20 protein-coding genes and 1 pseudogene are annotated in these 24,030 nt (G+C 41.9%); 15 read left to right on the top strand and 6 right to left on the bottom strand.

Annotated elements, in window-relative coordinates; translation table 11 throughout:
* Nucleotides 1–27 precede the first annotated feature (27 nt).
* Entirely contained in the window at nucleotides 28–1,419 is a 1,392-nt protein-coding gene (locus tag F885_RS09960; RefSeq protein ID WP_005316552.1) for an amino acid permease, read from the top strand.
* Between the two features lie 33 nt (nucleotides 1,420–1,452).
* On the opposite strand, the gene F885_RS09965 is transcribed toward F885_RS09960, so the two are convergent.
* Entirely contained in the window at nucleotides 1,453–2,313 is an 861-nt protein-coding gene (locus F885_RS09965; protein WP_005316546.1) for an EamA family transporter, read from the bottom strand.
* A 120-nt stretch (nucleotides 2,314–2,433) separates the two neighbouring features.
* Between F885_RS09965 and F885_RS09970 the strand changes: the two genes are divergently transcribed.
* On the top strand, nucleotides 2,434–2,901 hold the full coding sequence (locus F885_RS09970) for an Lrp/AsnC family transcriptional regulator (RefSeq protein ID WP_005316543.1): 468 nt from the start codon (nucleotides 2,434–2,436) through the stop codon (nucleotides 2,899–2,901).
* A 98-nt stretch (nucleotides 2,902–2,999) separates the two neighbouring features.
* On the opposite strand, the gene pdxR is transcribed toward F885_RS09970, so the two are convergent.
* The gene (gene pdxR, locus F885_RS09975) at nucleotides 3,000–4,508 is read right to left on the bottom strand and encodes a MocR-like pyridoxine biosynthesis transcription factor PdxR (RefSeq protein ID WP_005316540.1); all 1,509 of its coding nucleotides are present in this window, start codon (nucleotides 4,506–4,508) and stop codon (nucleotides 3,000–3,002) included.
* Between the two features lie 159 nt (nucleotides 4,509–4,667).
* Between pdxR and F885_RS09980 the strand changes: the two genes are divergently transcribed.
* From F885_RS09980 to F885_RS0120155, 10 genes and pseudogenes are all read left to right on the top strand, one after another.
* Nucleotides 4,668–5,978 carry a 4-aminobutyrate--2-oxoglutarate transaminase gene (locus tag F885_RS09980; RefSeq protein ID WP_005316539.1) on the top strand — a complete coding sequence of 437 codons (1,311 nt, stop codon included), beginning with the start codon at nucleotides 4,668–4,670 and terminating at the stop codon, nucleotides 5,976–5,978.
* Nucleotides 5,975–7,423 (top strand): NAD-dependent succinate-semialdehyde dehydrogenase, encoded by a 1,449-nt coding sequence (locus F885_RS09985; RefSeq protein WP_005316536.1) that lies wholly within the window; start codon nucleotides 5,975–5,977, stop codon nucleotides 7,421–7,423. The genes F885_RS09980 and F885_RS09985 overlap by 4 nt, the downstream gene beginning before the upstream one ends.
* Before the next feature lie 249 nt (nucleotides 7,424–7,672).
* A complete protein-coding gene (locus tag F885_RS09990) occupies nucleotides 7,673–9,388 on the top strand; it encodes an amidohydrolase (protein WP_005316533.1) in 1,716 nt (571 codons plus the stop codon).
* Between the two features lie 194 nt (nucleotides 9,389–9,582).
* Nucleotides 9,583–10,338, top strand: a complete 756-nt coding sequence (locus F885_RS09995) for a TorF family putative porin (protein ID WP_005316530.1) — start codon at nucleotides 9,583–9,585, stop codon at nucleotides 10,336–10,338.
* 461 nt (nucleotides 10,339–10,799) lie between these two features.
* Entirely contained in the window at nucleotides 10,800–12,059 is a 1,260-nt protein-coding gene (locus tag F885_RS10000) for a Zn-dependent hydrolase (protein WP_005316527.1), read from the top strand.
* 76 nt (nucleotides 12,060–12,135) lie between these two features.
* On the top strand, nucleotides 12,136–13,536 hold the full coding sequence (locus F885_RS10005; protein WP_005316525.1) for an aminotransferase: 1,401 nt from the start codon (nucleotides 12,136–12,138) through the stop codon (nucleotides 13,534–13,536).
* Nucleotides 13,537–13,740: 204 nt separating this feature from the next.
* A complete protein-coding gene (locus tag F885_RS10010; RefSeq protein WP_005316522.1) occupies nucleotides 13,741–15,156 on the top strand; it encodes an aldehyde dehydrogenase family protein in 1,416 nt (471 codons plus the stop codon).
* A gap of 117 nt (nucleotides 15,157–15,273) precedes the next feature.
* A complete protein-coding gene (locus tag F885_RS10015) occupies nucleotides 15,274–16,602 on the top strand; it encodes an APC family permease (RefSeq protein WP_005316517.1) in 1,329 nt (442 codons plus the stop codon).
* A 57-nt stretch (nucleotides 16,603–16,659) separates the two neighbouring features.
* A complete protein-coding gene (aguA, locus tag F885_RS10020) occupies nucleotides 16,660–17,745 on the top strand; it encodes an agmatine deiminase (RefSeq protein ID WP_005316515.1) in 1,086 nt (361 codons plus the stop codon).
* Between the two features lie 243 nt (nucleotides 17,746–17,988).
* Nucleotides 17,989–18,790, top strand: a pseudogene (locus tag F885_RS0120155) (SDR family NAD(P)-dependent oxidoreductase).
* 46 nt (nucleotides 18,791–18,836) lie between these two features.
* Here F885_RS0120155 and F885_RS10025 read toward each other — a convergent pair.
* Genes F885_RS10025 through aguA (F885_RS10035) form a run of 3 tightly spaced genes read right to left on the bottom strand, consistent with a single transcriptional unit; the run spans nucleotide 18,837 to nucleotide 20,606 of the window.
* Nucleotides 18,837–19,151 carry a DMT family transporter gene (locus F885_RS10025; protein ID WP_005202770.1) on the bottom strand — a complete coding sequence of 105 codons (315 nt, stop codon included), beginning with the start codon at nucleotides 19,149–19,151 and terminating at the stop codon, nucleotides 18,837–18,839.
* Nucleotides 19,152–19,154: 3 nt separating this feature from the next.
* Entirely contained in the window at nucleotides 19,155–19,463 is a 309-nt protein-coding gene (locus F885_RS10030; RefSeq protein WP_004808070.1) for a DMT family transporter, read from the bottom strand.
* A gap of 51 nt (nucleotides 19,464–19,514) precedes the next feature.
* Nucleotides 19,515–20,606 carry an agmatine deiminase gene (gene aguA, locus F885_RS10035; protein WP_005316501.1) on the bottom strand — a complete coding sequence of 364 codons (1,092 nt, stop codon included), beginning with the start codon at nucleotides 20,604–20,606 and terminating at the stop codon, nucleotides 19,515–19,517.
* Between the two features lie 631 nt (nucleotides 20,607–21,237).
* Between aguA (F885_RS10035) and F885_RS21235 the strand changes: the two genes are divergently transcribed.
* The 3 genes from F885_RS21235 to F885_RS10050 all read left to right on the top strand — a co-directional run bounded on the left by F885_RS21235 (nucleotide 21,238) and on the right by F885_RS10050 (nucleotide 23,151).
* Nucleotides 21,238–21,510, top strand: coding sequence for a hypothetical protein (locus F885_RS21235; protein ID WP_005316498.1), 273 nt, complete (start codon nucleotides 21,238–21,240; stop codon nucleotides 21,508–21,510).
* A gap of 258 nt (nucleotides 21,511–21,768) precedes the next feature.
* Nucleotides 21,769–22,224, top strand: a complete 456-nt coding sequence (locus F885_RS10045; RefSeq protein WP_005316496.1) for an SRPBCC family protein — start codon at nucleotides 21,769–21,771, stop codon at nucleotides 22,222–22,224.
* 117 nt (nucleotides 22,225–22,341) lie between these two features.
* Nucleotides 22,342–23,151, top strand: coding sequence for an SDR family NAD(P)-dependent oxidoreductase (locus F885_RS10050; RefSeq protein ID WP_004808060.1), 810 nt, complete (start codon nucleotides 22,342–22,344; stop codon nucleotides 23,149–23,151).
* Between the two features lie 55 nt (nucleotides 23,152–23,206).
* On the opposite strand, the gene F885_RS10055 is transcribed toward F885_RS10050, so the two are convergent.
* A complete protein-coding gene (locus F885_RS10055; protein ID WP_005316491.1) occupies nucleotides 23,207–24,019 on the bottom strand; it encodes an IclR family transcriptional regulator in 813 nt (270 codons plus the stop codon).
* Nucleotides 24,020–24,030: the final 11 nt, after the last annotated feature.

The following is a 24,030-nucleotide window of genomic DNA, read 5'->3' as shown; positions in this document are numbered from 1 at the left end:
TTAAGACGTATTTTTAAGGAATAAAATATGAATAGCGCAAAAACAACAAAATTAGGTGAAGGACTTTCGAACCGCCATGTCACTATGATCAGTATTGGTGGTGTCATTGGTGCAGGTTTATTTGTCGGTTCATCCGCTGCAATTGCCAAAGCAGGCCCCGCTGCTGTACTGGCTTATATTATTACCAGTATTCTGGTTTTTTTAGTCATGCGGATGCTCGGTGAAATGGCCGTTGCACAGCCTGACACAGGTTCATTTTCAACGTATGCCCGTAAAGCAATTGGCCCTTGGGCGGGCTTTAGTGTGGGCTGGCTGTATTGGTGGTTCTGGGTTTTGGTGATCCCGATTGAAGCCATTGCAGGTGCCGAAATTTTGCATGCTTGGTTTCCACAAGTATCCAGTGCCATTTATGCCTTTGCATTTATTATTCTGCTGAGTTTGGCAAACTTCTTTAGCACCAAAAGTTTTGGAGAGTTTGAGTTTTGGTTTGCGCTGATTAAAGTGATTGCGATCCTTGTATTTATTGTGATTGGTGCATCTGCTGTATTTGGACTGTGGCCTTTAGCCAAAGATGTCAGTGGTGTGGGCAATCTTTTTTCAAATGGCGGTTTTATGCCGCATGGCTTGGGCGGTGTGCTATCAGCAATTTTGATCTCGGCATTTTCCTTCTTTGGCATTGAAATTCTTTCGATTGCTGCGGCGGAGTCTAAAAATCCTGAAGAGAAAATCAAACGGGCAACCAATTTAGTGCTGTATCGGATTATATTATTCTTCGTGGTTTCAATTTTTCTGGCAGTTGCCTTGGTCGATTGGCGTTCACCCGATTTACAAAAATTGGGTACTTTTCAGTATGTCTTGGTCAGTCTGAATATTCCTCAAACTAAGTTAATTATGGACACTGTGGTATTTATTGCCGTGGCGAGCTGTATGAATGCGGCTGTCTATACCTCTTCACGCATGTTATTTGCTTTAGGGGCTCGTCAAGAAGCGCCAAAAATGGTCACGAAAATTAATGCAGCAGGTGTCCCGACCATCGCAGTATTTGCTTCGACATTGATTGGATTACTTTGTTGTGCAGTGAATTATTTATTTCCCGGACAAGTATTTGGATTTCTGCTGTCAACCACAGGTTCGATTGCACTGGTGGTTTACTTGGTGATTGCAGTATCACAACTCCGTTTGCGCACCCAATTAGACAAAGTTGGGGCTGCTGTGCCTTTTAAAATGTGGTTATTTCCATGGCTGACTTGGTTTGTGATTGTCGTGATTATGAGCGTACTAGGCTATATGTTCCTGTCACCTCAATATAGCTATGAAACGACTTTATCTTTGAGCGTAACCTTCATTGTCGTGATTTGTGGACTGATCGTGACCCGAAAGAAGAAAAGTAGTCGAACAGTAGCGTTGCACCTAGACTGATCGAACAGCATGATAAGGCCTAAGCGTTGAAGTTTAGGCCTTATTGTTTTTATAGGAGAAATAGGAGCAACCCGCGCACGAGAGCATGATGATGGCAATCCCTGTAATTTGATACGGGTTGAGATGTTCTTTTAAGATCAGCCAACCAGCAAGGGCACTGACCGCAGGAGAGGCGCTCAGTAAAATTCCAAACACTTTCGGTTCGAGCTTTTTCATTGCAAAGATATCCAGCAAGAACGGAAGGGTACTGGAAAGTAGCGATACCAAAACACAGAGCAGCAAAATCCAATAAGACTGAAATAGCTGAGTCAGATCAGAGATACCAAATGGTAGCGCAAATAGAGTGGCTACCAACATGCCTATCGCCACCGTATTGCTGCCGCCTTTGGCGACTTTGCTGCCGTAAATGATATACATGCCCCAACATACTGCTGCGGCAAGCGCATAAAACATGCCGATATAACTGAAATTCTGATTGGCACTGCCCAAAGGTAACAGCATCAACCCAATAAACGACAAAGCACCCCAGAGTAAATCCTGTTTCTGTTTTGACATGACAATGGCAACGGTGAGTGGACCCAAGACTTCAATTGAAATGGCAATACCAATCGACAAATGGGAAAATGCCTTATAGATCAAAAGATTCATGAGACTCAGAATCAACCCATAAATGATCAGGTTTTTCCAATCCATCTGGGAATGCAAGCTGCGCCAAGGTTTGAAAATTATCCACAACAGCAGGGCCGAGAAACTTAAACGAATCAGCGCAACCCCTTCAGCACCAAAGATCGGAAATAGAGTTTTCGCAATCGCAGCCCCAATTTGTACCGAGGCAAGTGATAGGCAGGCTGCAGCCAAAGCAAATTCTTGTTTATTCTGAACAGACGCATGCATGTCGATGACCTAGAGCTTGATCATGAGATTTTAGTTCTTGAAGGATGATTAAATTGCGCTTATTGATTGAAGTCTGTGGGTTATTCACTCTATTATAGAATAAAAATGAGGAATTAATTCATGGCAGAACTTTCACTCGATCATTTTGATTATGCAATTTTAAGAATATTGCAGCAGGATAATAAAACTTCACATCGGCAGATTTCGGAACAGATTGGGCTTTCCCAAGCATCGGTACAACGGCGTATTGTTCGAATGGAACAGGAAGCCATTATTGAAAAGAATTGTGCGGTGCTGAATCCAAAGCGATTTGGAGAGAAAGTGACATCGATCATTGAAGTTCGTTTAAGCGAAGATCGTTCCGTGGTGATGGATCGGGCCAAGCAATACTTTGCTGGCGTAGACGAGATTCAGCAATGTTATTTCGTCAATGGCGGGGTGTCTTTTATCATGATTATGCTTTCCAATAACTTATCTCACTTTGAAGCTTCCGTGAGAAAGCATTTTGCTGATAATCAGGATGTAAAAACCTATCGGACTTTAATCGTTTTAGATCGGGTCAAAGTCAGTTTAGATCTTTGTTTTTAGTTCAGATTAAAATGCTGATTCAGTTTCACTTGGTTGAGGTGTGAATCCATACAAGAGTGTTGCCTAGACCTTCCAAACCAAGTGTTATTCTACTGTGATCAACGGTTCTGCGGAAAAAGCTCAATAGCATTTTCAATCAAGCATTGACGTAAAATACTAAAAGCAAAAGTCATGTCCTGTTCTTGCACACAGGCAAATCCAAGCAATAGGCCCGATTGAATTGGGGTATCGACACCTGAATAATATTGTGACAATGGGCGGACATTGACCCCGCGCGACAGTGCCAGTGCAGATATTTCAACATCATTGGCGTGATCAGGTAATTTGAGTACCAGATGTAGTCCAGCATCATGATTAAACGCATGTACAAATACATCGCCCAGATAGCGGTGAATCAGTTCAATCAGAAACTTCCGTCTTTTACTATACAGCAGACGCATCCGGCGGATATGTGCTGCATAATGTCCTTCACGAATAAATTCGGCTAAGGCACGTTGAGTGAGTAAGTGACCGCCTCGATACAGTTCAGCCGAAATTGTGCGTAAGGGCTGTACCAGTTGTTTCGGAACGACCATATAGCCAATACGCAAGGCAGGGTAAATAGTTTTACTAAAGGTTCCAATATAAATCACAGGCGGATTGTCTTCCAAACCCTGTAACGATGGATAAGGCTGACCTGAAAAACGGAACTCACTGTCGTAGTCATCTTCAATAATCCAGCTACCATGCTGTTTAGCCAAATCCAGCAATTTTCTACGTCTAGGTAAACTGAGATGTGAACCCAAAGGATATTGATGAGACGGGGTGACGAAAATCAGGCGCGGTGGGATAGCTGGATGTTCTTCTGGAATAATGCCTTCGGCATCGACAGGCATCGGAACAATATTGAGGCCATTGATACGCAGAATATTCTTGGCACCCCAATAGCCCGGATTTTCAATCCAGACATGATCATTTAAATCACATAAAGCGCGTGACACCAGATCAACCGCCTGATGGATGCCTTCAGTAATAATAATCTGGTCTGTTTCACAATTGACTGAACGGGCAATGCGCAAATAATCCGCCAATGCATGGCGTAATTCCATACATCCTCCAGCATTGCTGTAGATCAAATTGGCAATTTCAGGCTGGCGACTGAGACGCGATTTGATCCGATTAAATTCGGCATGTGGAAATTCGGTGACATCAGGCGCACCGGGGACAAAGGCACCCCACTGATACGGGGAGGCAGCGGCATGTTGCAGCAAACTCGCCCCACGCTGAGAAAGCGTTCGTGTTGTATCTTCTGTACTTGCAGCAGCATAGCTTGGTGTAGTGCTGACCTGAATATAGCTTTCAGGTAGTCTCTCTGAGACCCAAGTGCCTCGACCGGTATGCGCTTGAATATAACCTTCAGCACGTAATTGCTCATAGGCATTGAGCACGGTATTACGTGAAACGTGCAGCTCATTGGCCAAATCACGTGATGCTGGAAGACGAGTATTGGGTGCAAGAATGCCTTCCAAAATGGCATCTCTTAAACAATGAAAAACCCGAGCGGGTAAAGTCCCTTCACTGGCCTGTTGTAAATGCTGTAACAGGTAGTCTCCTAACAGGGTACGCAATTGGCTCTCTCCTTTAGTCCAAAAGTGGCTCTCGTCTATTCCTTATAAAAGGTACACATTAAGTACCCATAGCGCATTTTAGCCTTGTTTCAGCAATACATTGCCATGAAGCAATTTAAATGCCCAAAGATTATTGTTTTGTCGTATAGAGGTAACAAAATGGATGCAAAGCATATTGCAATAAATGCTCGTAAACAGCAAGCAACGCCACGTGGTGTTGGCGTGATGTGCCAATGGTATGCTGAACGTGCGAGCAATGCGACTTTGTGGGATACGGAAGGAAACGAATATATTGATTTTGCCGGTGGAATTGCAGTTTTAAATACGGGGCATCGCCATCCAAAAGTCATCGCAGCAGTGGCTGAACAACTGAATAAATTTACCCATACGGCGTATCAAATTGTACCGTATGAAAGTTATGTGTCTCTGGCTGAACGGATTAATGCCCGTGCGCCGATTGATGGCCCTGCCAAAACAGCATTTTTTACCACAGGCGCTGAAGCTGTTGAGAATGCAGTGAAGATTGCGCGTGCTGCAACGGGTCGTCATGGCATTATCACCTTTGGTGGTGGTTTCCACGGTCGTACTTTTATGACTATGGCGATGACAGGCAAAACAGCCCCTTATAAACGTGACTTTGGTGTCATGACCGCAGGCGTATTCCATGCCCGTTATCCAGTGGCGTCTAAAGGAATCTCTGTGAATGATGCCTTGATTAGCCTGGAAGAAATTTTTAGTGAAGATATTGCGGCACATGATGTGGCTGCAATTGTGCTAGAGCCTGTACAAGGTGAAGGCGGATTTAATGTTGCACCAGTTGAGTTTATGCAGCAACTGCGCAAGATTTGTGATGAACACGGTATTCTTTTAATTGCTGATGAAGTGCAAACTGGTTTTGCCCGTACTGGACAACTGTTTGCGATGCAGCATTATTCAGTCAAAGCAGATTTGATTACCATGGCAAAAAGCTTGGGTGGTGGTTTTCCTCTGTCGGGTGTGGTCGGTCGTGCTGAGGTGATGGATGCACCGAACCCAGGCGGTTTAGGCGGTACTTATGCGGGTAACCCACTTGCCATTGCCGCAGCCAATGCCGTGATCGATGTGATTGAAGATGAACAGTTATGTGAACGTGCCAATGTACTCGGTGATGAATTAGTAGAAATGCTCAAAGCGGCACAAAAATATTCAAACGATATTATTGATATTCGTGCATTGGGTTCGATGGTGGCAGTTGAATTTGGTGATCATGTCACGGGGCAACCGAAACCAGAAGTGGCGAAAGCTATTCAGCAATATGCCATGGAGCAGGGCTTGTTGCTTTTAACCTGTGGCAAGCATGGCAACGTGATTCGTTTCTTATATCCATTGACGATTCCTGTGGTTCAGTTCAATCAAGCGCTGGTGATTATTCAAGATGCAATTGCAGCGCAACAACCTGCATTACAAAAGCTCGCAGGAGCTGAAGCATGATTGATCTCAACTTGCAGGCTCTATTAAAGCATCCAGATATTCGTTTTGATGCGGCGCCAACTGAACATTATTTTGTAGTGGATGATGCGGCGACAGGACAAGCTTTGGCTTGGGTCAAAGCATCTGACCAAGCCGAGGTTGAAGCAGCGATTGCGCGTTCAGCCGTAGCACAGGCTCAATGGCAGCAGCAAACAGCTTTGGTACGTGCCGATATTCTACTGGCGTGGTATCAGCTGATTTTGCAACAGCGTGAAGCTTTGGCACAAATCTTAACCGCAGAACAAGGAAAATCACTGGCAGAAGCACGTGGCGAAATTACTTATGCTGCTTCGTTCATTCGTTGGTTTGCAGAGCAGGCGCGTCGTGTCGATGGTTCCGTGTTAACACCTGTTCAATCACAGCAGCGTTTGATTGTGCTTAAGCAAGCGATTGGAGTGACCGCAGCGATTACGCCGTGGAATTTCCCAGCCGCAATGATCACTCGCAAAATTGCACCTGCTTTGGCTGCGGGATGTTCGATGTTGGTCAAACCAGCGGAACAGACTCCGTTAACTGCCTATGCTTTGGCGGTACTGGCAGAGCAGGCAGGTTTACCTGCTGATCTATTTATTTTGATCAGTGGTGATGCGGTGGCTGTCGGGCAAACTTTATGTGCAAGTGATACGGTACGTAAACTCAGCTTTACAGGCTCAACTGATGTTGGTCGTATTTTGATGAAACAATGTGCGCCAACCATCAAAAAGCTTTCTTTAGAGCTGGGTGGCAATGCCCCTGTGATTATTTTTGATGATGCAGATGTTGAGCGTGCAGTGCAGGGCATTATGGTCAGCAAGTTCCGTAACAGCGGACAAACCTGTGTCTGTGCCAACCGTATCTATGTTCAGGACGGGATTTATGATGCGATTTGTGAGCGCTTAAAAATCGCCGTTGAACAGCAACTTCGTGTCGGGGATGGACGTGAAGAAGGAGTGACACAAGGTCCACTGATTGATCAAGACGCAGTTGAAAAAGTGCAATCGCATATTGCTGATGCGGTGAGTCACGGCGCTTCAATTGTCGTCGGTGGTCAAGCGCATGCCTTAGGGAAAACCTTCTTTGAACCGACCATCTTAAGAGATGTCACTCAGCAAATGAAAGTTGCCAAAGAAGAAACCTTTGGTCCATTAGCGCCGTTATTCCGCTTTAATGATGAAGCTGAGGCGGTTGCAATGGCCAATGATACGGAGTTTGGCTTGGCGAGTTATATTTTTACCCAAGACATGGCACGCCAATGGCGGGTAGGTGAAGCACTGCAATATGGTATGGTCGGTGTGAATACAGGACTGATTTCCAATGAGGTTGCACCTTTTGGTGGAATTAAACAGTCCGGCTTAGGTCGTGAAGGTTCACAATTTGGGATTGAGGAATATCTGGAACTGAAATATATGTGTGTCGATATTTCTTAATTGAAAATGGTTGATGGTCTGAACGAGCGTACTCCTTTCTTCAGACCTTTTTATCCATTCAAGCACTTCAGCGATGAGGTGCTTTTTGTATTGAAAATGCGGGGTAATTTTTGAGATCTATTGCATCTCGATTTTCATACTTATTTAAATGGTACCTATGTTTTCAACCAAATTGGTTCTCGGTTTTATTCAAAAATCACAGAAAATGAAAAGTGCAAAAATAAATATGGATAATGGAATAACGGACTTATGAAAAAGAAATTATGGTTAGGACTCAGCGTTTGTATGATGACCTTCGGGACTCAGGCACAAACACCACAAGCGGATATCATTGTGATGAATGCAGATATCCGAACTTCAAATCCAGCCAAACCGAAAGCACAAGCATTTGCAATTAAAGATGGCAAGTTTCTGGCTGTTGGTAATAATACCTTTATTCAAAATATGGCAAGTCCAAAAACACAGGTGATTGATGCCCAAGGTAAAACAGTCCTACCTGGTTTGACCGATGCACATACTCATTTATTAGGTGGTTTGGAACTTTGGGAAGGTGTGGATCTGTTTGGGATCACCGATCGGCAAGAATGGTTTAAATTGATTGCCAAACGAGATAAAGAACTCGCGAAAGATGCGTGGTTGGTCGGTGGGCGTTGGGATGTCAGTGCCATGAAGGACAATCGTATGCCAACACGTCAGGAGCTGGATGCGATCGTTCCTGATCGACCTGTGGTGTTACAGGATATTGATTATCATACCGTTTGGGTAAACAGCAAGGCGATGCAATTGCTGGGAATCGATAAAAATACCAAAGCACCAGAAGGCGGCGAGATTGTTAAAGATCCACAAACAGGTGAGCCGACAGGAATTTTTAAAGAAACGGCAGCCAATCAACTGGTATTGGCAAGCCCTAAATATACAAAAGCATTACTCTCAGGCAAAGCAGCAATCCCAGTGGTTGAAAAAATCGTTGCTCATTTTAACAGCTTGGGAATAACCTCCGTACATGATATGTGGGCTGAACTCGCTACGGTATATCCTGCTTTACTTGAGTCACAGAAACAGTTACCGATGCGTATTCGTTTTGGATTAATGGCTGGGGAAGATCAGGCAACGCTGGCACAACTGCAAAGCTATGCCAAACAACGGGATCAACTGAATCAACGTTTTATCCAAAAAGAGCAGCAGTGGCAGAAAGGGCCGCAGTTCCGTTTTGGTTATATGAAATATTTTGTTGATGGTACGCTGATGAGCTATACCGCTGCACTGAATGAACCTTATGCAGATCGACACCATTTCAACATTGAACCCATTACCTCACAGCCAAAATTGAATGACATCGTGAAAAATGCCAATGACGTAGGCTTTCCTGTGGCGATCCATGCCATCGGTGATAAAAGTGTGGATATGGCATTGAATGCGATTGAAAACAGCCCGAAACATCGCCAACTGCTGAATCGGATTGAACATATTGAAGTTACCACTAAAACGGCAATTCCTCGCTTTGCTGAATTAGGCGTTGTCGCTTCCATGCAGCCAGACCATGCGATTGCTGGTAATTATCAGGAGTCGCGTCTCGGTGAAGCACGAATGCCGTATAGCTATGCTTGGCAGTCGTTATTGAGTAGTGGTGCGTCGATGGTGTTGGGCAGCGACTGGCCAACGGCCCCTGAAAATCCAATGCTACAGTTAAGTGATGTCGTGTTCCGCGAATATAACGGCAAGACCCGTTATAGCGATAATGCCTTGAGTTTAGATGAAGCCTTGTATGCCTATACCCAAGCACCCGCCAATGTTGCAGGCTGGGGCAATGAAATTGGAAGTATTAGTGTAGGAAAATGGGCGGATTTTGTGGTTTTACAAGGGGCTTTACAAACGCCATTAAATAAAGACATTAAGGATTGGAAAGTGGCCCAAACTTGGTTTGCAGGTGAAAAAGTTTATGACGGCAAGCTGAACAGTAAATAATAAATTGAATGAAATAAAAAAAAGCCTACGGGCTTTTTTTTATTTTTAGCCACTTGATTTTAAATCATGACTAAACGCATTTTGCTTAAAAAATAAATGGTTCCTATATTTTTATTTAAATTGGTTCTCGGTTTTATTTCAAAATTAAAGACAATGAAAATTCAAGAATAATCATGTACTAATGGAATAAGTGAATGATAAAAAATACAGTGCTGCTAGGGATTTTCACATCGGCAATATTTTCAACAATCAATGTGCAAGCCGCAGAAACGAAAGCATTTAAAGATCAGTTTGCTGTGAGTGGTTCGCTGGCATTTCTAACGGAATACTACTGGCGCGGCACAACCCAGACGCAGGGTAAGCCTGCCGTTCAGGGGACCTTAAGAGCAGATCATGATTCAGGTTTATACGCACAGCTTTTTGCCTCGAATATACAACTCGATATCGGTAGCAGTGTCGAGTTCGACTATTACCTTGGCTATGATTACCAATTCAATGATCACTTAAAGTTGAATCTACAATATTTGGATGTCAATTACCCCGGTGAAGATAAAACCTTACCACGGGTCGACTTTGAGGAGTATTCAATTGGGTTGTTTGCATCAGGGTTATTGAATCAACAAGATCAACTGAATCTCTCATTTTATTATTCACCAGACTACACTCTAGAAACAGGGAATATGCTGCGTTATGAGCTCGGTTATCGCTATCCTGTCGCTGACAAATGGCATGCTTATGCACAGGCCGCCTATAACCAATTTTCAAGCAATGAGGCCTATGAATTACTTTGGGCAACTGATGAAAAGAAACATTTCTATGATTATAAAATAGGTGTCGATTTTAACTATCAAGATTTTATTTTTGATCTGTATTATGCCGATGCCAATGTGAATAAGGCCTTGAAAAATGCCGATTCAACTGTGGTGTTTAGCTTGACTAGAACATTCTAATTGATCACTTTAAGATTTATAAAATCTACTCCTGTAAAATAAACAGCCTTAGGTCCAATGTTTTGAAAATATAGATGAACTCATCTTTTTTTAGCATAGACCTGAGGCTTTTTTTATTATGATGAGAAGAGAAAATAATAAAGTCATCATCATATTTTCTGCCGAATAAGATCAACATGTTTTACCTATAAAACAGAAAAATAAGGGTGGGAGCCAATACAAATTTAAAGCTGATTTACAGTGGTTTAATAATAGGCAATTGAGCACTTTAAAAAATATAATTTTATTCTTTTTTGTGTTGTTTATTTAATTGAAAAATAATGTTTTTTAAAGTTTTTCTGAGTCGCTGTGAAATTGGTTCCTAAAGCAGTGCTGAAATTGGTACTCGTCTTTTCTTGAATTATTTATCAAAGTGGATGCTAAGGCGACTCTAAAGATATTTAAAAGGGATGTGCAAAACAATGAGAGTGAATGCAGAGCGATTATGGCAAATGCTCATGGAAATGGCAAAAATTGGTGCAACTGATCAGGGTGGCAATACCCGTTTAGCACTCAGTGATGAAGATATTGCAGGTCGAGCTTTACTGCTGGAATGGGCAGAAAAAATCAATCTTTCCGTTCATTATGATGAAGTCGGAAATCTGATTTTACGCCGTGCAGGTCGAAATGAAAGTGCGTTACCGATTGTGATGGGGAGTCATCTCGATACACAACCTAAAGGCGGTCGCTTTGATGGAATTTATGGCGTGCTGGCGGGCATGGAAGTTTTACAGCGTTTAGCCGAAGAAAAAATAAGCACGGAACATCCGCTTGAGCTTGTGGTTTGGATGAATGAAGAGGGTGCACGTTTTACCCCAGCGATGATGGGTTCTGCGGCTTTCGCGGGTGTTATTCCCAAGCAACAAATTTATGACAGCACAGATAAGCAAGGTGTTTCCGTTTTTGCGGAACTGGTGCGTACAGGACAACTTGGCAATTACCCATTGGCTCGTCCATTCCAAGCCTATTACGAAGCGCATATCGAGCAAGGCCCAGTACTGGAAAAGAACGAGATTTCGATTGGTGTGGTGACGGGTGGACAAGCGATTCTCTGGCTGGATGTTGAAACCAAAGGTCGTGCTGCGCACGCAGGCACTACGCCAATGAATCTGCGTAAAGACACCATGGTCGGGACTGCTGAAATGATTGTGGCTTTAGAGCAATGCATTTTGGAGCAATTCCCAGAAGGTTTGGTGACTTTTGGTGAAATGCAGGTCGCGAATTCGTCACGTAATACCATTCCTGGTCAAATCCAGTGGACCATTGACTTACGTAATCCAGATGATGCCCAGCTCAAAGCGATGGAACAAGCAACACATCAACTATTGCATTCACTCGCAGCACAACGAGATTTAGAGATTAGCATTTCACAACATTGGTTAAGCCCAGCGACTTATTTTGATCGTACTTGTGTTGCAACCGTACAAGATGCTGTGGACAGCTTGGGATATAGCAATCAGACCATTGTCAGTGGCGCAGGTCATGATGCAATTAACATTGCTAAACACTGCCCAACGACCATGATTTTTATTCCATGTATCAATGGACTCAGCCATAACGAAGCAGAAGACATTTATGCGAATGACGCTGCACAAGGTGCCGATGTCTTGCTGAATGCCATTCTAAATTATGACAAACAACATGCTGCGCAAGATTCATCAGCGTATGTAGCAACCATTTAACGATTATAGCCAAGAGCGAAATGTAGGAAATGCAGGCTTCTAAAAGAAGTACTGCGAATATTGAGGATGGACAACGATGAACTCTAAATTACCAGTAGAAATTGATATTCAAGATATCTGGCAAAAAGATAAAGACCATGTAATTCACCCATGGACTGATTTTTCGACATTTAAAGACGAAGGCTCTTTAATTATGTCTAAAGGCGAAAATGTCTATGTCTATGATGCACATGGCAATAAATACCTAGATGGTATCGGTGGCTTATGGTGTGTCAATGTCGGCTATGGACGTAAAGAAATTGCAGATGCAGTTGCTGAACAAATTATGCAATTGCCTTATTACTCTCCATTTGGACATCAAACCACTGTGCCAGCAGCGAAGTTGGCTGCCAAACTGGCAGAGTTAGCACCGGGTAACTTAAACCATGTGTTCTATGGTTGTGGTGGTTCGGTTGCCAATGATACCGCTGTGCGTTTGATTCATCATTATTTTTATCAAATCGGCAAGCCATCTAAGAAAAAATTGATTGCACGTAAGGATGCTTATCACGGCAGTACTTATATCAGTATGACGTTGACAGGGATTGAAGCTGATCATGTTGGCTTTGAGATTCACAATCAATTAGTCCATCACGTTTCATGCCCGAACCCATACCGTAAGCCTGAATCTCAATCGATGGAAGATTTCTGTAATGAAAAAGTGCAGGAACTGGAAGATACGATTTTGGAGCTAGGCCCAGATAACGTTGCCGCATTCTTTGCTGAGCCAATTATGGGTGCAGGCGGTGTGATTGTTCCACCAGAAGGCTACCATGCCAAGACCTTAGCCGTGTGTAAAAAGTACAACGTGTTGTATGTGTCTGATGAAGTGGTGACTGCATTTGGTCGTTTGGGGCATATGTTTGCTTCAGAGGCGGTATTTGGCATCGTTCCAGACATCATTACTTGTGCCAAAGGCTTGTCTTCAGGTTACTTGCCATTAGGTGCAACCATTATCTCTGATGAAATTTATGATGCGATCAGCAAACCACACCATGAAGGTGGTCTGTTAACCCATGGTTTTACTTATTCAGGTCATCCAGTGAGCTGTGTTGCTGCACTGAAAAATATTGAAATCATTGAAAAAGAAAATATTTGTGAGCATGTGCAAGACATGGGCGCTTATTTTGAGGAACAGTTAAAAACCTTGGCTGATCTTGAAATCGTCGGTGAAGTACGTGGCAAAAAATTCATGATGTGTATTGAAAACTTGCGTAATAAACAAACCAAAGAACTCTTCGATCGTTCAGTAGGTGTTGGAAAACGTATTGCCAATCATTGTCAAAAATTAGGTCTGATCGTGCGTCCAGTCGGTCACATGAATGTGTTATCTCCACCACTGATCTTGACCCGTGAGCAAGTTGATTTTGCAGTGAAGACTTTACGTCATGCAATTCAAAATACCATTCAAGAGCTTAAAGCCGAAGGGCATCTATAAGCTGAAAAATCAGTGTTTATTTCCCCTAATTTCAACTTGCCTTAAGGGGTGAGTTGAGATCCTCAACCTCAAAAGGCTGAGGTGAAACAAATGACATGGACCGAAATGGCTGAGTAATTAAGGTCGATACCGTTTTAAGTTGCACTGAAATAATGGCAATCATAAAGCTTAAAGCAGATGTATCACCCGAAGGCGAGTAAGCAGATGAAGAATTATATCAATGGAAAGTGGCAGGCAACCACAGGTAGAGCACAGATTGCAGTCATCAACCCGAATAATGAAGCGCAGATTTTGGATTATACCGCTGCTTCTACACAAGATGTTGATGCGGCTGTTGCTGCTGCGAATCAGGCGCTCGATGCATGGAGTATGACCACACCTCAACAACGAGCAGAATGGTTAAACAAAATCGCTGACCAGCTTGAAACTGAGAAAACTCGCCTGATTGAACTTTCGCATCGAAATAATGGCAAGTCATCTGAGCAAGCGCAGGTGGATGTTGAAAATAGTATCAAGTGCTATCGCTATTATGCAGATTTAGTGCAGAGCATGGCGTTTAGTCAAACCACGCAATGCGAGGATGGGACTGAACTGACCCATCAACAGAACCCTGTGGGAGTGGTTGCATTAATTACGCCGTGGAATTTTCCGTTAATCACCAGCGCATGGAAAATTGCACCTGCTTTAGCCGCAGGTTGTAGCATTGTTTTTAAACCCTCTGAACTGGTGCCTTTACCTGAATATGCTTTTACTGAAATTTTAGATCAAATCCAGTTTCCATCAGGGGTGTTTAACCTGATTCTTGGGGATGCTGTGGCAGCACAACATTTGGTGGTACATGCGGATGTGCAAAAAGTCTCATTTACGGGCAGCACTGAAGTTGGAATTCATGTGATGCAGGCTGCCGCGCCCTCTGTCAAACGTGTGACTTTGGAACTCGGTGGAAAATCACCGATTTTAATTCTGGAAGATGCTGATTTAGATGAAGCAGTCGATAAAGCATTGGGTGGCATGTTCTATAACAGCGGTCAAATGTGTTCTGCGACATCACGCTTATTGGTACATCAATCCATTGCCGAACCTTTCTACCAAAAATTGAAAGTCGCCGTAGAGTCGATGCAGCTTGGCACGGATCTTACCGGACCCTTCGCGATGGGGCCGATGACCACACAAAAGCAATTCAATAAAGTGCATGAATATTTAGACATTGCGCAGCAAGAAAAACTTCAGGCATTGGTTGATCTGAATCAAATTGCTTTACCGAGTAAAGGTTTCTTTATTCAGCCACACGTTTTTATTGATGTATCTACTGACAGCCGACTGTGGAAAGAAGAAATTTTTGGTCCTGTGATGTGTTGCCGTAGTTTTGCAACCGAGGATGAGGCTGTGCGCTTAGCCAATGATTCTGAGTTTGGTTTAGCTGCAACCATCATGACAGGCTCTGTGGAGCACGGTAAAAAAATTGCTAAATGCTTGCGTTCAGGTCACATCTGGATCAATTCATTCCAGATGATTCAGCCTGGCTCATTGTGGGGTGGTTTTAAAAAGAGTGGCATTGGGCGTGAACTCGGTGAGTCTGGCATTCAAAGCTATTTAGAGGAAAACGTCATTACGATTTAACCATTTAAAACAGGTTATTGGATCGAGAAAGGGACTTCTCTTTTCAATACAACGCCGACTCGGTGAAAAAAAACAATGCACTAAATAAGAGTTTGCATTGCTGTAGGAGAAATATGCATGGAAAGCGATAATAATCGGAAAGGGCTTTCACTTTGGCAAGTCGTTGTCATTGGTGTGGCCTATATGGCGCCCGCAACGGTATTTGATACCTTTGGTATTATTTCCAGAGTGACAGAAGGACGTGTCCCACTGGCCTATGTTTTGGCGTTGATTGCAATGCTGTTAACCGCTTTCAGTTATGCGCGATTCAGTAAATTGTCACCCAAGTCAGGATCTGCTTATACCTATACAACAGATACCTGTGGCAAGACTGCGGGCTTTTTTGTGGGCTGGTGTTCGTTGATTGATTATCTGCTGATCCCGCTGGTCAATGTACTATTGGCATCTTTCTATCTGAATGCATTGATGCCTGATATCTCCTATACCGGATGGGTGCTCATCATGGTGGGACTGTTAACCTTGATTAATAGTTTCCGCATCAATATTCTCGCCAATTTTAGTTTCATCTTTATTCTGGCCACGGTTGCCATGATGCTGGTGTTTATCTTTTTGGTGGTCACAGGCATTGGTAATTCTCACGGCTATGGCAGTGTGATGACGCTCACACCACTATTGAATGGCAATCCTGAATATCTAACCTTACTGACTGGTGTCTCACTGGTTTGTTTCTCATATTTAGGTTTCGATGCTGTTTCTACCTTGGCGCATGAAAGCAAAAATCCCACCAAGACCATTCCACGTGCGATCATACTCACCACCTTATTGGGCGGGATTATCTTTATTACGGTGTCTTGGTTTGTGCAATTGTCTTTCCCTTCACTGGAACAGTTTAAAAATCCAGATGAAGCTTTACCTGAAATTGCACTCTATGTCGGTGGGGTATTCTTCCAGTCTGCCTTATTGACTGTACAAATTATGAATGCTTTTGCATCAGGTTTGGCCTCGCATGCCAGTGCTTCACGGTTACTGTATATCATGGGCCGAGACGGGGTATTTAACCAAAAAGTATTTGGTTCCGTGAATGCTCGATTAGGCACACCTTTATATTCAATCTTTTTTGTTGGACTGATTTCGTTGCTCGCGATTGTCGTGGACTTAGCAACAGTCGTCAGTCTGGTGAGTTTTGGTGCCTTGATTGCCTTTACCATGGTGAACTTTTCGGTATTCATGAAATTTTTCGTGATCCGCAAAGAACGGGCTGGATTTAAAAATATTTTCTTCAATTTATTGCTGCCATTGGCTTCGGTGCTGTGTTTATTAGGGTTGTGGTTACATCTCGAAAAATCAGCTTTGGAGTTTGGCGGGATATGGCTAGCCACAGGTGTTTTGCTTTTGCTTTATAAAAAATTGAGAAAGCAGCCGATTTCCTTTGGCGCAACCACCTGAAGGTTTACTCAGTTAAAAAATGTTTCTAAGGATTTAAAAGTTGTGGAAAAACAGGATATGCAACAAACAATGAATACACCAAAGCAAGAAGGTTTTCAGATGCCAGGCGAATGGTCGCCTCAAGAAGCGGTGTGGATGATTTGGCCTTATCGTACCGATAACTGGCGCGCCAATGGACAACCCGCTCAGCAGGCTTTCGCTCATGTTGCTGCGGCAATTACTCAAACCACACCGGTGTTTATGGCCGTACCCTCTGCTGAAATGGATAAAGCCCGCCAAACGATGCCAGCGCAAGTGACACTGGTTGAAATGGAAAGTGATGATGCGTGGACGCGTGATACGGGGCCAAGTATTGTCAAGAATGCTAAGGGAGAACGAAAAGGGATTAGTTGGGTGTTCAATGCGTGGGGCGGCGAAAATGGTGGCTTATACTTTCCATGGGACCAAGATCAATTGATCGCTCAGCAGATTTCAGCACGACATGATCTTGAAACCTATTCGACCTCTCTCATTTTGGAAGGTGGTGCGATTCATGTGGATGGTGAAGGGACATTATTGACGACTTCAGAGTGCTTGCTTAATCCAAACCGAAATCCAGATATGACTCAGACTGAAATTGAAAATACCCTCAAAGAATGTCTCGGCGTAAGCCAATTTATCTGGTTACCTGAAGGGGTATTCAATGATGAAACCGATGGGCATGTCGATAATATGTGCTGTTTCGTGCGCCCTGGTGAAGTTGCGTTACATTGGACGGATGATCCTCAAGACCCACAATATGCACGATCTGTCGCGGCATTAACGGTGCTGGAAAATAGTAAAGACGCACAAGGACGAAGTTTAAAAGTATGGAAGTTACCATCACCAGGACCTTTGTATGCCAGTGAAAATGAAACCATTGATGTTGAAAAAGGCAATGCCATTGAACGTTTTGAAGGTAATCGTTTAGCGGGCTCATATGTGAATTATCTGATCAGTAATCAGCAGATCATTTTTCCCTTACTGGATGAACGCACCGATGAGGAAGCTAAAGCCTTATTCCAGCAGATGTATCCTGATTATTTAATTACCGGTGTTCCTGCACGTGAGATTTTATTAGGCGGTGGCAATATTCACTGTATTACCCAGCAAATTCCAGCATAAATTGTAAGAAAGACAGCTATATAGAATTATAATATAGCTGTCTTTATATTATCTCTATTTTTTTAATGTGGCATAATTGATTTTAAGTTGTTATGTTTTTAATAGTCTCTATTAAATTTTTTCCTAATATGTCTGTTTGATAATCCTAAATTGGTAAAAAATATTATATTTTGTTTTTTTTAGATATCCGCTAGGTGAAAGGAATAATATCTAAAACTTAATGTGTTTAGATGGATTTTTAAAATGGATACAGATGTTTTAGATACGGAAAATTTAATACCAACATTAGCAATACCAAATACAGGTGTTGTCATTACTGGCGGTGCTTCAGGTATTGGTCTTGCTGTTGCAAAGACCCTAGCAGCAGTAGGGAGACCCATTGCGATTTGGGACATTAATTTAGAAAAAGCTAAAAATAGTGCTGCCACAATATCAAAACAATTTAACGTTAAAGCGATCGGGATTGGGATTAATATTATGGAGGTGGAGGCGTACGATGATGCAATCGAGAAGAGTCGTAAGGCACTTGGAAGTCTTGGTGGCTTGGTACATTGCGCAGGTATTGTAGATACTGGCTCCTTAGAAGGCATTACCTTAGAAACATGGGCTGCGGGAATTGATACGCATTTAAGACCTTTAGCATTTTTAAGCCAAAAATTGTATCGTGATTTTACATTGAATAAAGGTTCAGCAATTGTGACGATTGCTTCTATCAACGCAACGCATTGGTAATGCGATTAATCCAATTTACAGTGCAGCAAAAGGCGGAATGTTGTCATTGGTACGCTCTTTAGCAGATCGCTTAGCACGGGATAATATTCGCATTAATTCAGTATCACCTGGTCAAATTCATACCCCAATGGTACAAGCTTCATTGGATTCGCTTCCAGAAAACTTTTTCGAAAAACGTATTCTCTTGGGGCGTTTAGGCCAACCTGAGGAAATTGGTCGTGTGGTCAGATTCCTTCTATCAGACGAAGCGAGTTATATCACAGCAGCAGAAATTGTGGTTGATGGAGGCAATATTTCATCTCAGCGTGGATAGCCAAAGATGTCTGTAGCTTCATTTAAGCTACAGACTACAACTAAATTTAACTGGCAAGTTTTAAGGTAATGACACCCGTGACAATGACACCGACATAAAAAAACTTCTCCATACTTTTTCGTTCACCCCAAAAGAAAATGCCCATTAAAATAGTACCGATTACACCGATACCCGTATAAACAGCATAAGAAATTGAAACATCAATGTTTTTCATCGCCATATGTAATAAAAACAGCGAAGCTGAAAGTGACACAATGTAGAGTGGAATCGCGGTTCGGTATTTTTTATGAATCAGGTCACGAATACTTTTTACGACAAATATTTCTAATATTCCAGATGCAATTAACAATAGCCAGCTCATGCTTTAGTCTCCGATCTGTTTTAATTTGACCACACCAATAATGATCATCACAATTGCAATCACGGAAATAAAATTGACTGGATTCTCAATAATATAAGTGTCAAACAGAAAAGTTCCTAAGGTTCCAAGAACAACAAAAAATACATAGGCATAAGAGGGCTTCATTTTTTTTGCTGCTAGGAATAAAAATAGGAAACTTCCGACAATAAAGAAAACCGTAAATGACCATTCAAATAAGTTTCGAGAATACTTCAAGCCAATGGCCCAAAGTATTTCGAATGAACTCGCAATGAATAAATATAACCAAGCCATAAGAACTCACCGTAAGTAGATTAGTAAACAAATAAGCAATCTATGCAGATGCTATTTGGGAATTTGTTGGGTAATACAGTGAATATTGCCGCCACCTAATAAGATTTCTCTCGCGGGAACGCCAGTGATTTGATAATCAGGATACATTTTGTGGAACAAAATATAGGCTTGATCATCAGTTCTTTCATCCAATAAGGGAAAGATAATCTGCTGATTACTGATCAGATAATTCACATATGATCCCGCTAGACGATTACCTTCAAAACGTTCAATCGCATTGCCTTTTTCAACATCAATGGTTTCATTTTCACTGGCATACAAAGGTCCTGGTGCGGGTAATTTCCATACCTTCAGTTTTCTGCCTTTTGCATCAGTTACTGATTCGAGAATGTCTAATGCCTGTCTTGAACTTGCATACTGTGGATCATTCTGATCATCTGTCCAATGTAGTGCCACTTCGCCTGGACGGACAAAACAGCACATATTATCAATATGCCCATCGGTCTCATCGTTATACACACCCAATGGCAACCAAATGAACTTCTCAATCCCGAGTAAGGTGGAAAGTTCATGCTCAATCTGCGCTTGCGTCATTTCTGGATTACGATTGGGATGCAGTAGACACTCTTTGGTTGTTAATAATGTTCCTTCACCATCGACATGAATGGCACCACCTTCTAAGACCATACCAGACTGATGTAATGGGATGGAATGAAATTGGGCAACTTGGTTGGCGACTTCAAGATCTTTATCCCAATTATCATACAAGCCACCATTTTCACCACCCCATGCATTAAAGACCCAATCAACAGCGACATTATTGTCTGCTGGATCTTTCGCGATGGTTGGTCCGGTATCTCTCATCCATGCATCATCACTTTCAATTTCAACTAAGGTGACATGGGCGGGAATCGTGGCTTTTGCTTTATTCATTTCAGCATGGGGAACCGCCATAAATACCGGTGTGGTTTTAGAAATCGCTTCAGCGACTTTGGCAAAGGCTTGCTGTGCAGGCAATGCACCTTGTCTCCAGTTATCGGTACGATAAGGCCAAATCATCCAAACACATTGTTGTGGCGTCCATTCAGCGGGCATTTTATACATATGATTTTTCATGTGCTTAAACTTCATATCAGATTTCATTGATCCGATATTAGTTCAGATATTTTGAATGTTAAATAAAGGAGCTATCAGTTTTTTTGAAATCTCAAGGTTTAAATGCTGGTTAAATTGCCGATTTAAAGAGAGCGGAAAAATAAAATAAATAAAGATATGAATGAGTTGACGCGAGTTCGAAGAAGCATAAAAACAGAGTTTGTTTTCTAAGCAATGGACAATAACTTATGAATAAATGACCTAAAATGTATAGAAAATGAAGAAACTAGAACTATTTTTATCTCGCTAATATGCAGGGTATGAGGGAATATTCGGCTACAGAGACGAAACGATAGAGAGTGTATATATGCATGATGTGTAGAATAAAAACGATTCATCAGCCATCCAAGCTCATTATATGGTAAATTCCCGTTTGAATAGGATTAGATGTTCTATGTTATATGTCATGAGATAAATTTAAGTTTTATATTTAACTCTAAAATGAATTTATAATTTTTGTCCTAATCTGTTTTTATTTTATGTTTAATTTGTTGGTTAGATATTTAGCGTGTTTTATCGTATAAAGAAAAGACTGTATTGTTAATTTATTAGGTTTTTTATGTCCACTTAAGGCGGGTAATTTTTAATATGATCTTCCTTTTGTTCATGAGAATTGATAGTGAAGAAATGGGTGTGTAAGAATTGTGGTTTATATAAGAAAGTTATTCCAAGTAGTATTAAGTCAGGACGAAAAGTTTTTTTTATACATGATGCTAATAATATCGGTAAGTACAACAAAATAATAAGCAAAGGGAGCGTTGTCAGCCGTAATCAAGATGTTTTGATCATACTGAGTGAAGGCGTTTTATTCATGATTAAAGACAGCGATGTCTATCCAGAAGATGCACCAGTATATTTTGTCTATAACATGTTTGGGACGTGTGAATGTTAAGTACTTTATTGGCTTTATTTTAGCTAAAATTATGGTTTTTATGCGTTTTATAGGGATAGAAATTGGCACAGAAAGTCAAATTAAAGACGCAGCGTCAAGATAAATCATCGGTAGTCTATATAATGCTCAGGAAAGTAGTCCCGAAACTTATATCAATAAGCAGCTATATAGCACTATTCAGGTTTTGATTTAATTCTGAGTGAAGCTGGTTTTATATTACATAATTTTCGGGTGAGACGATGAGAAGGATGATGTCGAATGCCCAAATTTGTTGTAATGAAACAAAGCTTTAATGCACCAGTAGACCTTATTTTTCATCTTTTTTCAAAACATCGAACCTTTAATACGGTTTTATGGCCGCTACAATCGGTTGTGATTAAAGCTTCTACGGATGATCACAATACAGATGGTGTGGGTTCAATACGAAAGATGGGCCTCGGGGTATTTAAACCGATTCAAGAAGAGATCACACAGAGTTTGCCCAATCAGATGATTGAATATCAAATGCTAAAGAATTGCTTATTCAGTTATCATTTGGGGCGATTGGAGTTTGAAGAATCAGATGGACGTACCCATTTGACCTATACCATCTGGTTAGAGAGCAAAGTCCTATTCCTTACAGAAATAACCTTGATGCAGTTGCAGGCATTGGCAAACCATGGGCTAAAGAAAATTGCAGCTAAAATTAACCAGTTTCAAATAAAAACCTTATAGCCAATGAGTAGCTGATAAAAATAGAAAACAACATAAGTTTGATCGAGATACGTTATAGCTACTGTAGGATAAGTAAATCGACAGATTTGAAATGGTATTCTGATCAAGGAGAAAGCAATGGATGTAATGGACAAGACCATTATTATTACGGGTGCTTCAAGTGGGATTGGTGAACAGGCTGCTATACAACTGGCGCAAGCAGGGGCTACAGTTTGTCTGATTGCACGTCGTTTAGATGAATTGCAAAGAATTCAAACCGGCATTCAGGCTCAAGGTGGGCGAGTCTCTATTTATCAGGCTGATTTGACTGATGTTGAACAAGCACAGAGTTGTATTGCACAGATTCTAGCTGAACATCAGAACATTGATGTTTTGGTGAATAATGCAGCCCGTTCCATTCGCCGTCCGATTCTTGAATCGCTTGATCGTCTACATGATTATACGCGTACCATGCAGATTAATTATTTTGCAGCAGTGAATTTGACGCTGGGATTATTGCCACATTTTTTGGCCAATGGCGCAGGGCATATTGTCAATATCTCGACCATGTCAACTCAAGTGCCAATTCCGTTGTTCTCAGCTTATCTCGCGAGTAAATCTGCACTCGAGTCTTTTTCCCGTTCATTATCCATGGAACTGAAAGGCAAAGGTATTGACGTCAGTATTGTATATTTTCCAATGGTCAGAACGCCAATGTCATCCAAGACCGCAATCTACAAACACATGAAAATGTTAGATACACCTGCTGCTGCGGGTTGGATTGTGAAAGCGATTCAAGAAAAATCCTATCGGGTTAGCAGTAAAACAGGTTTGGTTGCCAATGCGGTATTGAATACCGTACCCACATGGATGATGAATTTGTCGCGTCCTTTATTCGATGCAATGGACAAACGTTTAAAAAATAAATTAAAGACAGATCAAGCCTGATGATTGAAGTCTGAAAATCTGAAAAAAGCAGCTAAAGCTGCTTTTTTGTTATCCCTTAATAGATAAATTTAGAAATCTTATCTGCACTCTGAATCACTGTATCCGCAATTTCATTTCTAAAATAATGTTCATCATAACTGCCTAAAGGGCAACTGACAGAGAGTACCGCCGCCATTTGGTGGGTGGATTGTTTAAAAATCGGTGCAGCACAGGCTGCCATATCGTGATTGTAATGTCCCCAACTGACCATAGAACGTTGGGTTTTGACAAAACTGAGGCGTTGTAACAGCTCCTTGAGGTTTTTAGGGGTGAGTTCTGAGAATGTATCCCATTGATTAAAGTGTTTATAACGGTCACGAATTTCCGTTTCGCTCAGATCTGCCAACATCATTTGCCCAATCACGGTGGCATGTGCGGGCCAGCGCGTGCCGAGCCCAATATTGCTGGTGAAGGTGCCATTCGATTGAATGTTATTGATAAAGACAATATGCGTGCCTTCCAAAATGGATAAATGCACAGCCAGTTGGGTTTGATCACGCAGTTCTTTCATCAACGGCGTGGCTAAGTCTAATAAAGATTGTTTAGACAAACTATTAAAGCCGAGCTCCATGACTTTTGAATCGAGTGCATAGGTCTTTTGTGACGCCTTGCGTAGAAAGCCGCATGATTCCAGTGTGTAGATCAGTCGAAAGGCACTGGAACGGTTGACATCGAGAACTTCGGCAATTTCAGTAATGGTCATTTCTTGGGTTTGTTGATTAAAGGCTTGCAAAATTGCCAAGCCACGCACTAAGCCAGGGACTAAATAGCGATCATCATTTTTTGTCAGTTCAGATTCTTGAGAGTCTGTTTCAACGCTTGAATTCATCAGTTTAATTT

The sequence above is a fragment of the Acinetobacter higginsii genome, assembly GCF_000369845.1.
Classification (GTDB): Bacteria; Pseudomonadota; Gammaproteobacteria; order Pseudomonadales; family Moraxellaceae; genus Acinetobacter; species Acinetobacter higginsii.
The sequence above is the reverse complement of the archived record's forward strand: the minus strand, read 5'-3'. Positions and strand labels throughout refer to the sequence as shown.

Coding starts and splice junctions, on each gene's coding strand:
- F885_RS09995 (WP_005316530.1), top strand. CDS start 9,583: ATGATAAAAAATACAGTGCTGCTAGGGATTTTCACATCGGCAATATTT.
- F885_RS09970 (WP_005316543.1), top strand. CDS start 2,434: ATGGCAGAACTTTCACTCGATCATTTTGATTATGCAATTTTAAGAATA.
- F885_RS09980 (WP_005316539.1), top strand. CDS start 4,668: ATGGATGCAAAGCATATTGCAATAAATGCTCGTAAACAGCAAGCAACG.
- F885_RS10010 (WP_005316522.1), top strand. CDS start 13,741: ATGAAGAATTATATCAATGGAAAGTGGCAGGCAACCACAGGTAGAGCA.
- F885_RS09960 (WP_005316552.1), top strand. CDS start 28: ATGAATAGCGCAAAAACAACAAAATTAGGTGAAGGACTTTCGAACCGC.
- F885_RS10030 (WP_004808070.1), bottom strand. CDS start 19,463: ATGGCTTGGTTATATTTATTCATTGCGAGTTCATTCGAAATACTTTGG.
- aguA (WP_005316515.1), top strand. CDS start 16,660: ATGCAACAAACAATGAATACACCAAAGCAAGAAGGTTTTCAGATGCCA.
- F885_RS09985 (WP_005316536.1), top strand. CDS start 5,975: ATGATTGATCTCAACTTGCAGGCTCTATTAAAGCATCCAGATATTCGT.
- F885_RS10025 (WP_005202770.1), bottom strand. CDS start 19,151: ATGAGCTGGCTATTGTTAATTGCATCTGGAATATTAGAAATATTTGTC.
- F885_RS10050 (WP_004808060.1), top strand. CDS start 22,342: ATGGATGTAATGGACAAGACCATTATTATTACGGGTGCTTCAAGTGGG.
- F885_RS09990 (WP_005316533.1), top strand. CDS start 7,673: ATGAAAAAGAAATTATGGTTAGGACTCAGCGTTTGTATGATGACCTTC.
- F885_RS10045 (WP_005316496.1), top strand. CDS start 21,769: ATGCCCAAATTTGTTGTAATGAAACAAAGCTTTAATGCACCAGTAGAC.
- aguA (WP_005316501.1), bottom strand. CDS start 20,606: ATGAAATCTGATATGAAGTTTAAGCACATGAAAAATCATATGTATAAA.
- F885_RS10000 (WP_005316527.1), top strand. CDS start 10,800: ATGAGAGTGAATGCAGAGCGATTATGGCAAATGCTCATGGAAATGGCA.
- F885_RS10015 (WP_005316517.1), top strand. CDS start 15,274: ATGGAAAGCGATAATAATCGGAAAGGGCTTTCACTTTGGCAAGTCGTT.
- F885_RS09965 (WP_005316546.1), bottom strand. CDS start 2,313: ATGCATGCGTCTGTTCAGAATAAACAAGAATTTGCTTTGGCTGCAGCC.
- F885_RS10005 (WP_005316525.1), top strand. CDS start 12,136: ATGAACTCTAAATTACCAGTAGAAATTGATATTCAAGATATCTGGCAA.
- F885_RS10055 (WP_005316491.1), bottom strand. CDS start 24,019: ATGAATTCAAGCGTTGAAACAGACTCTCAAGAATCTGAACTGACAAAA.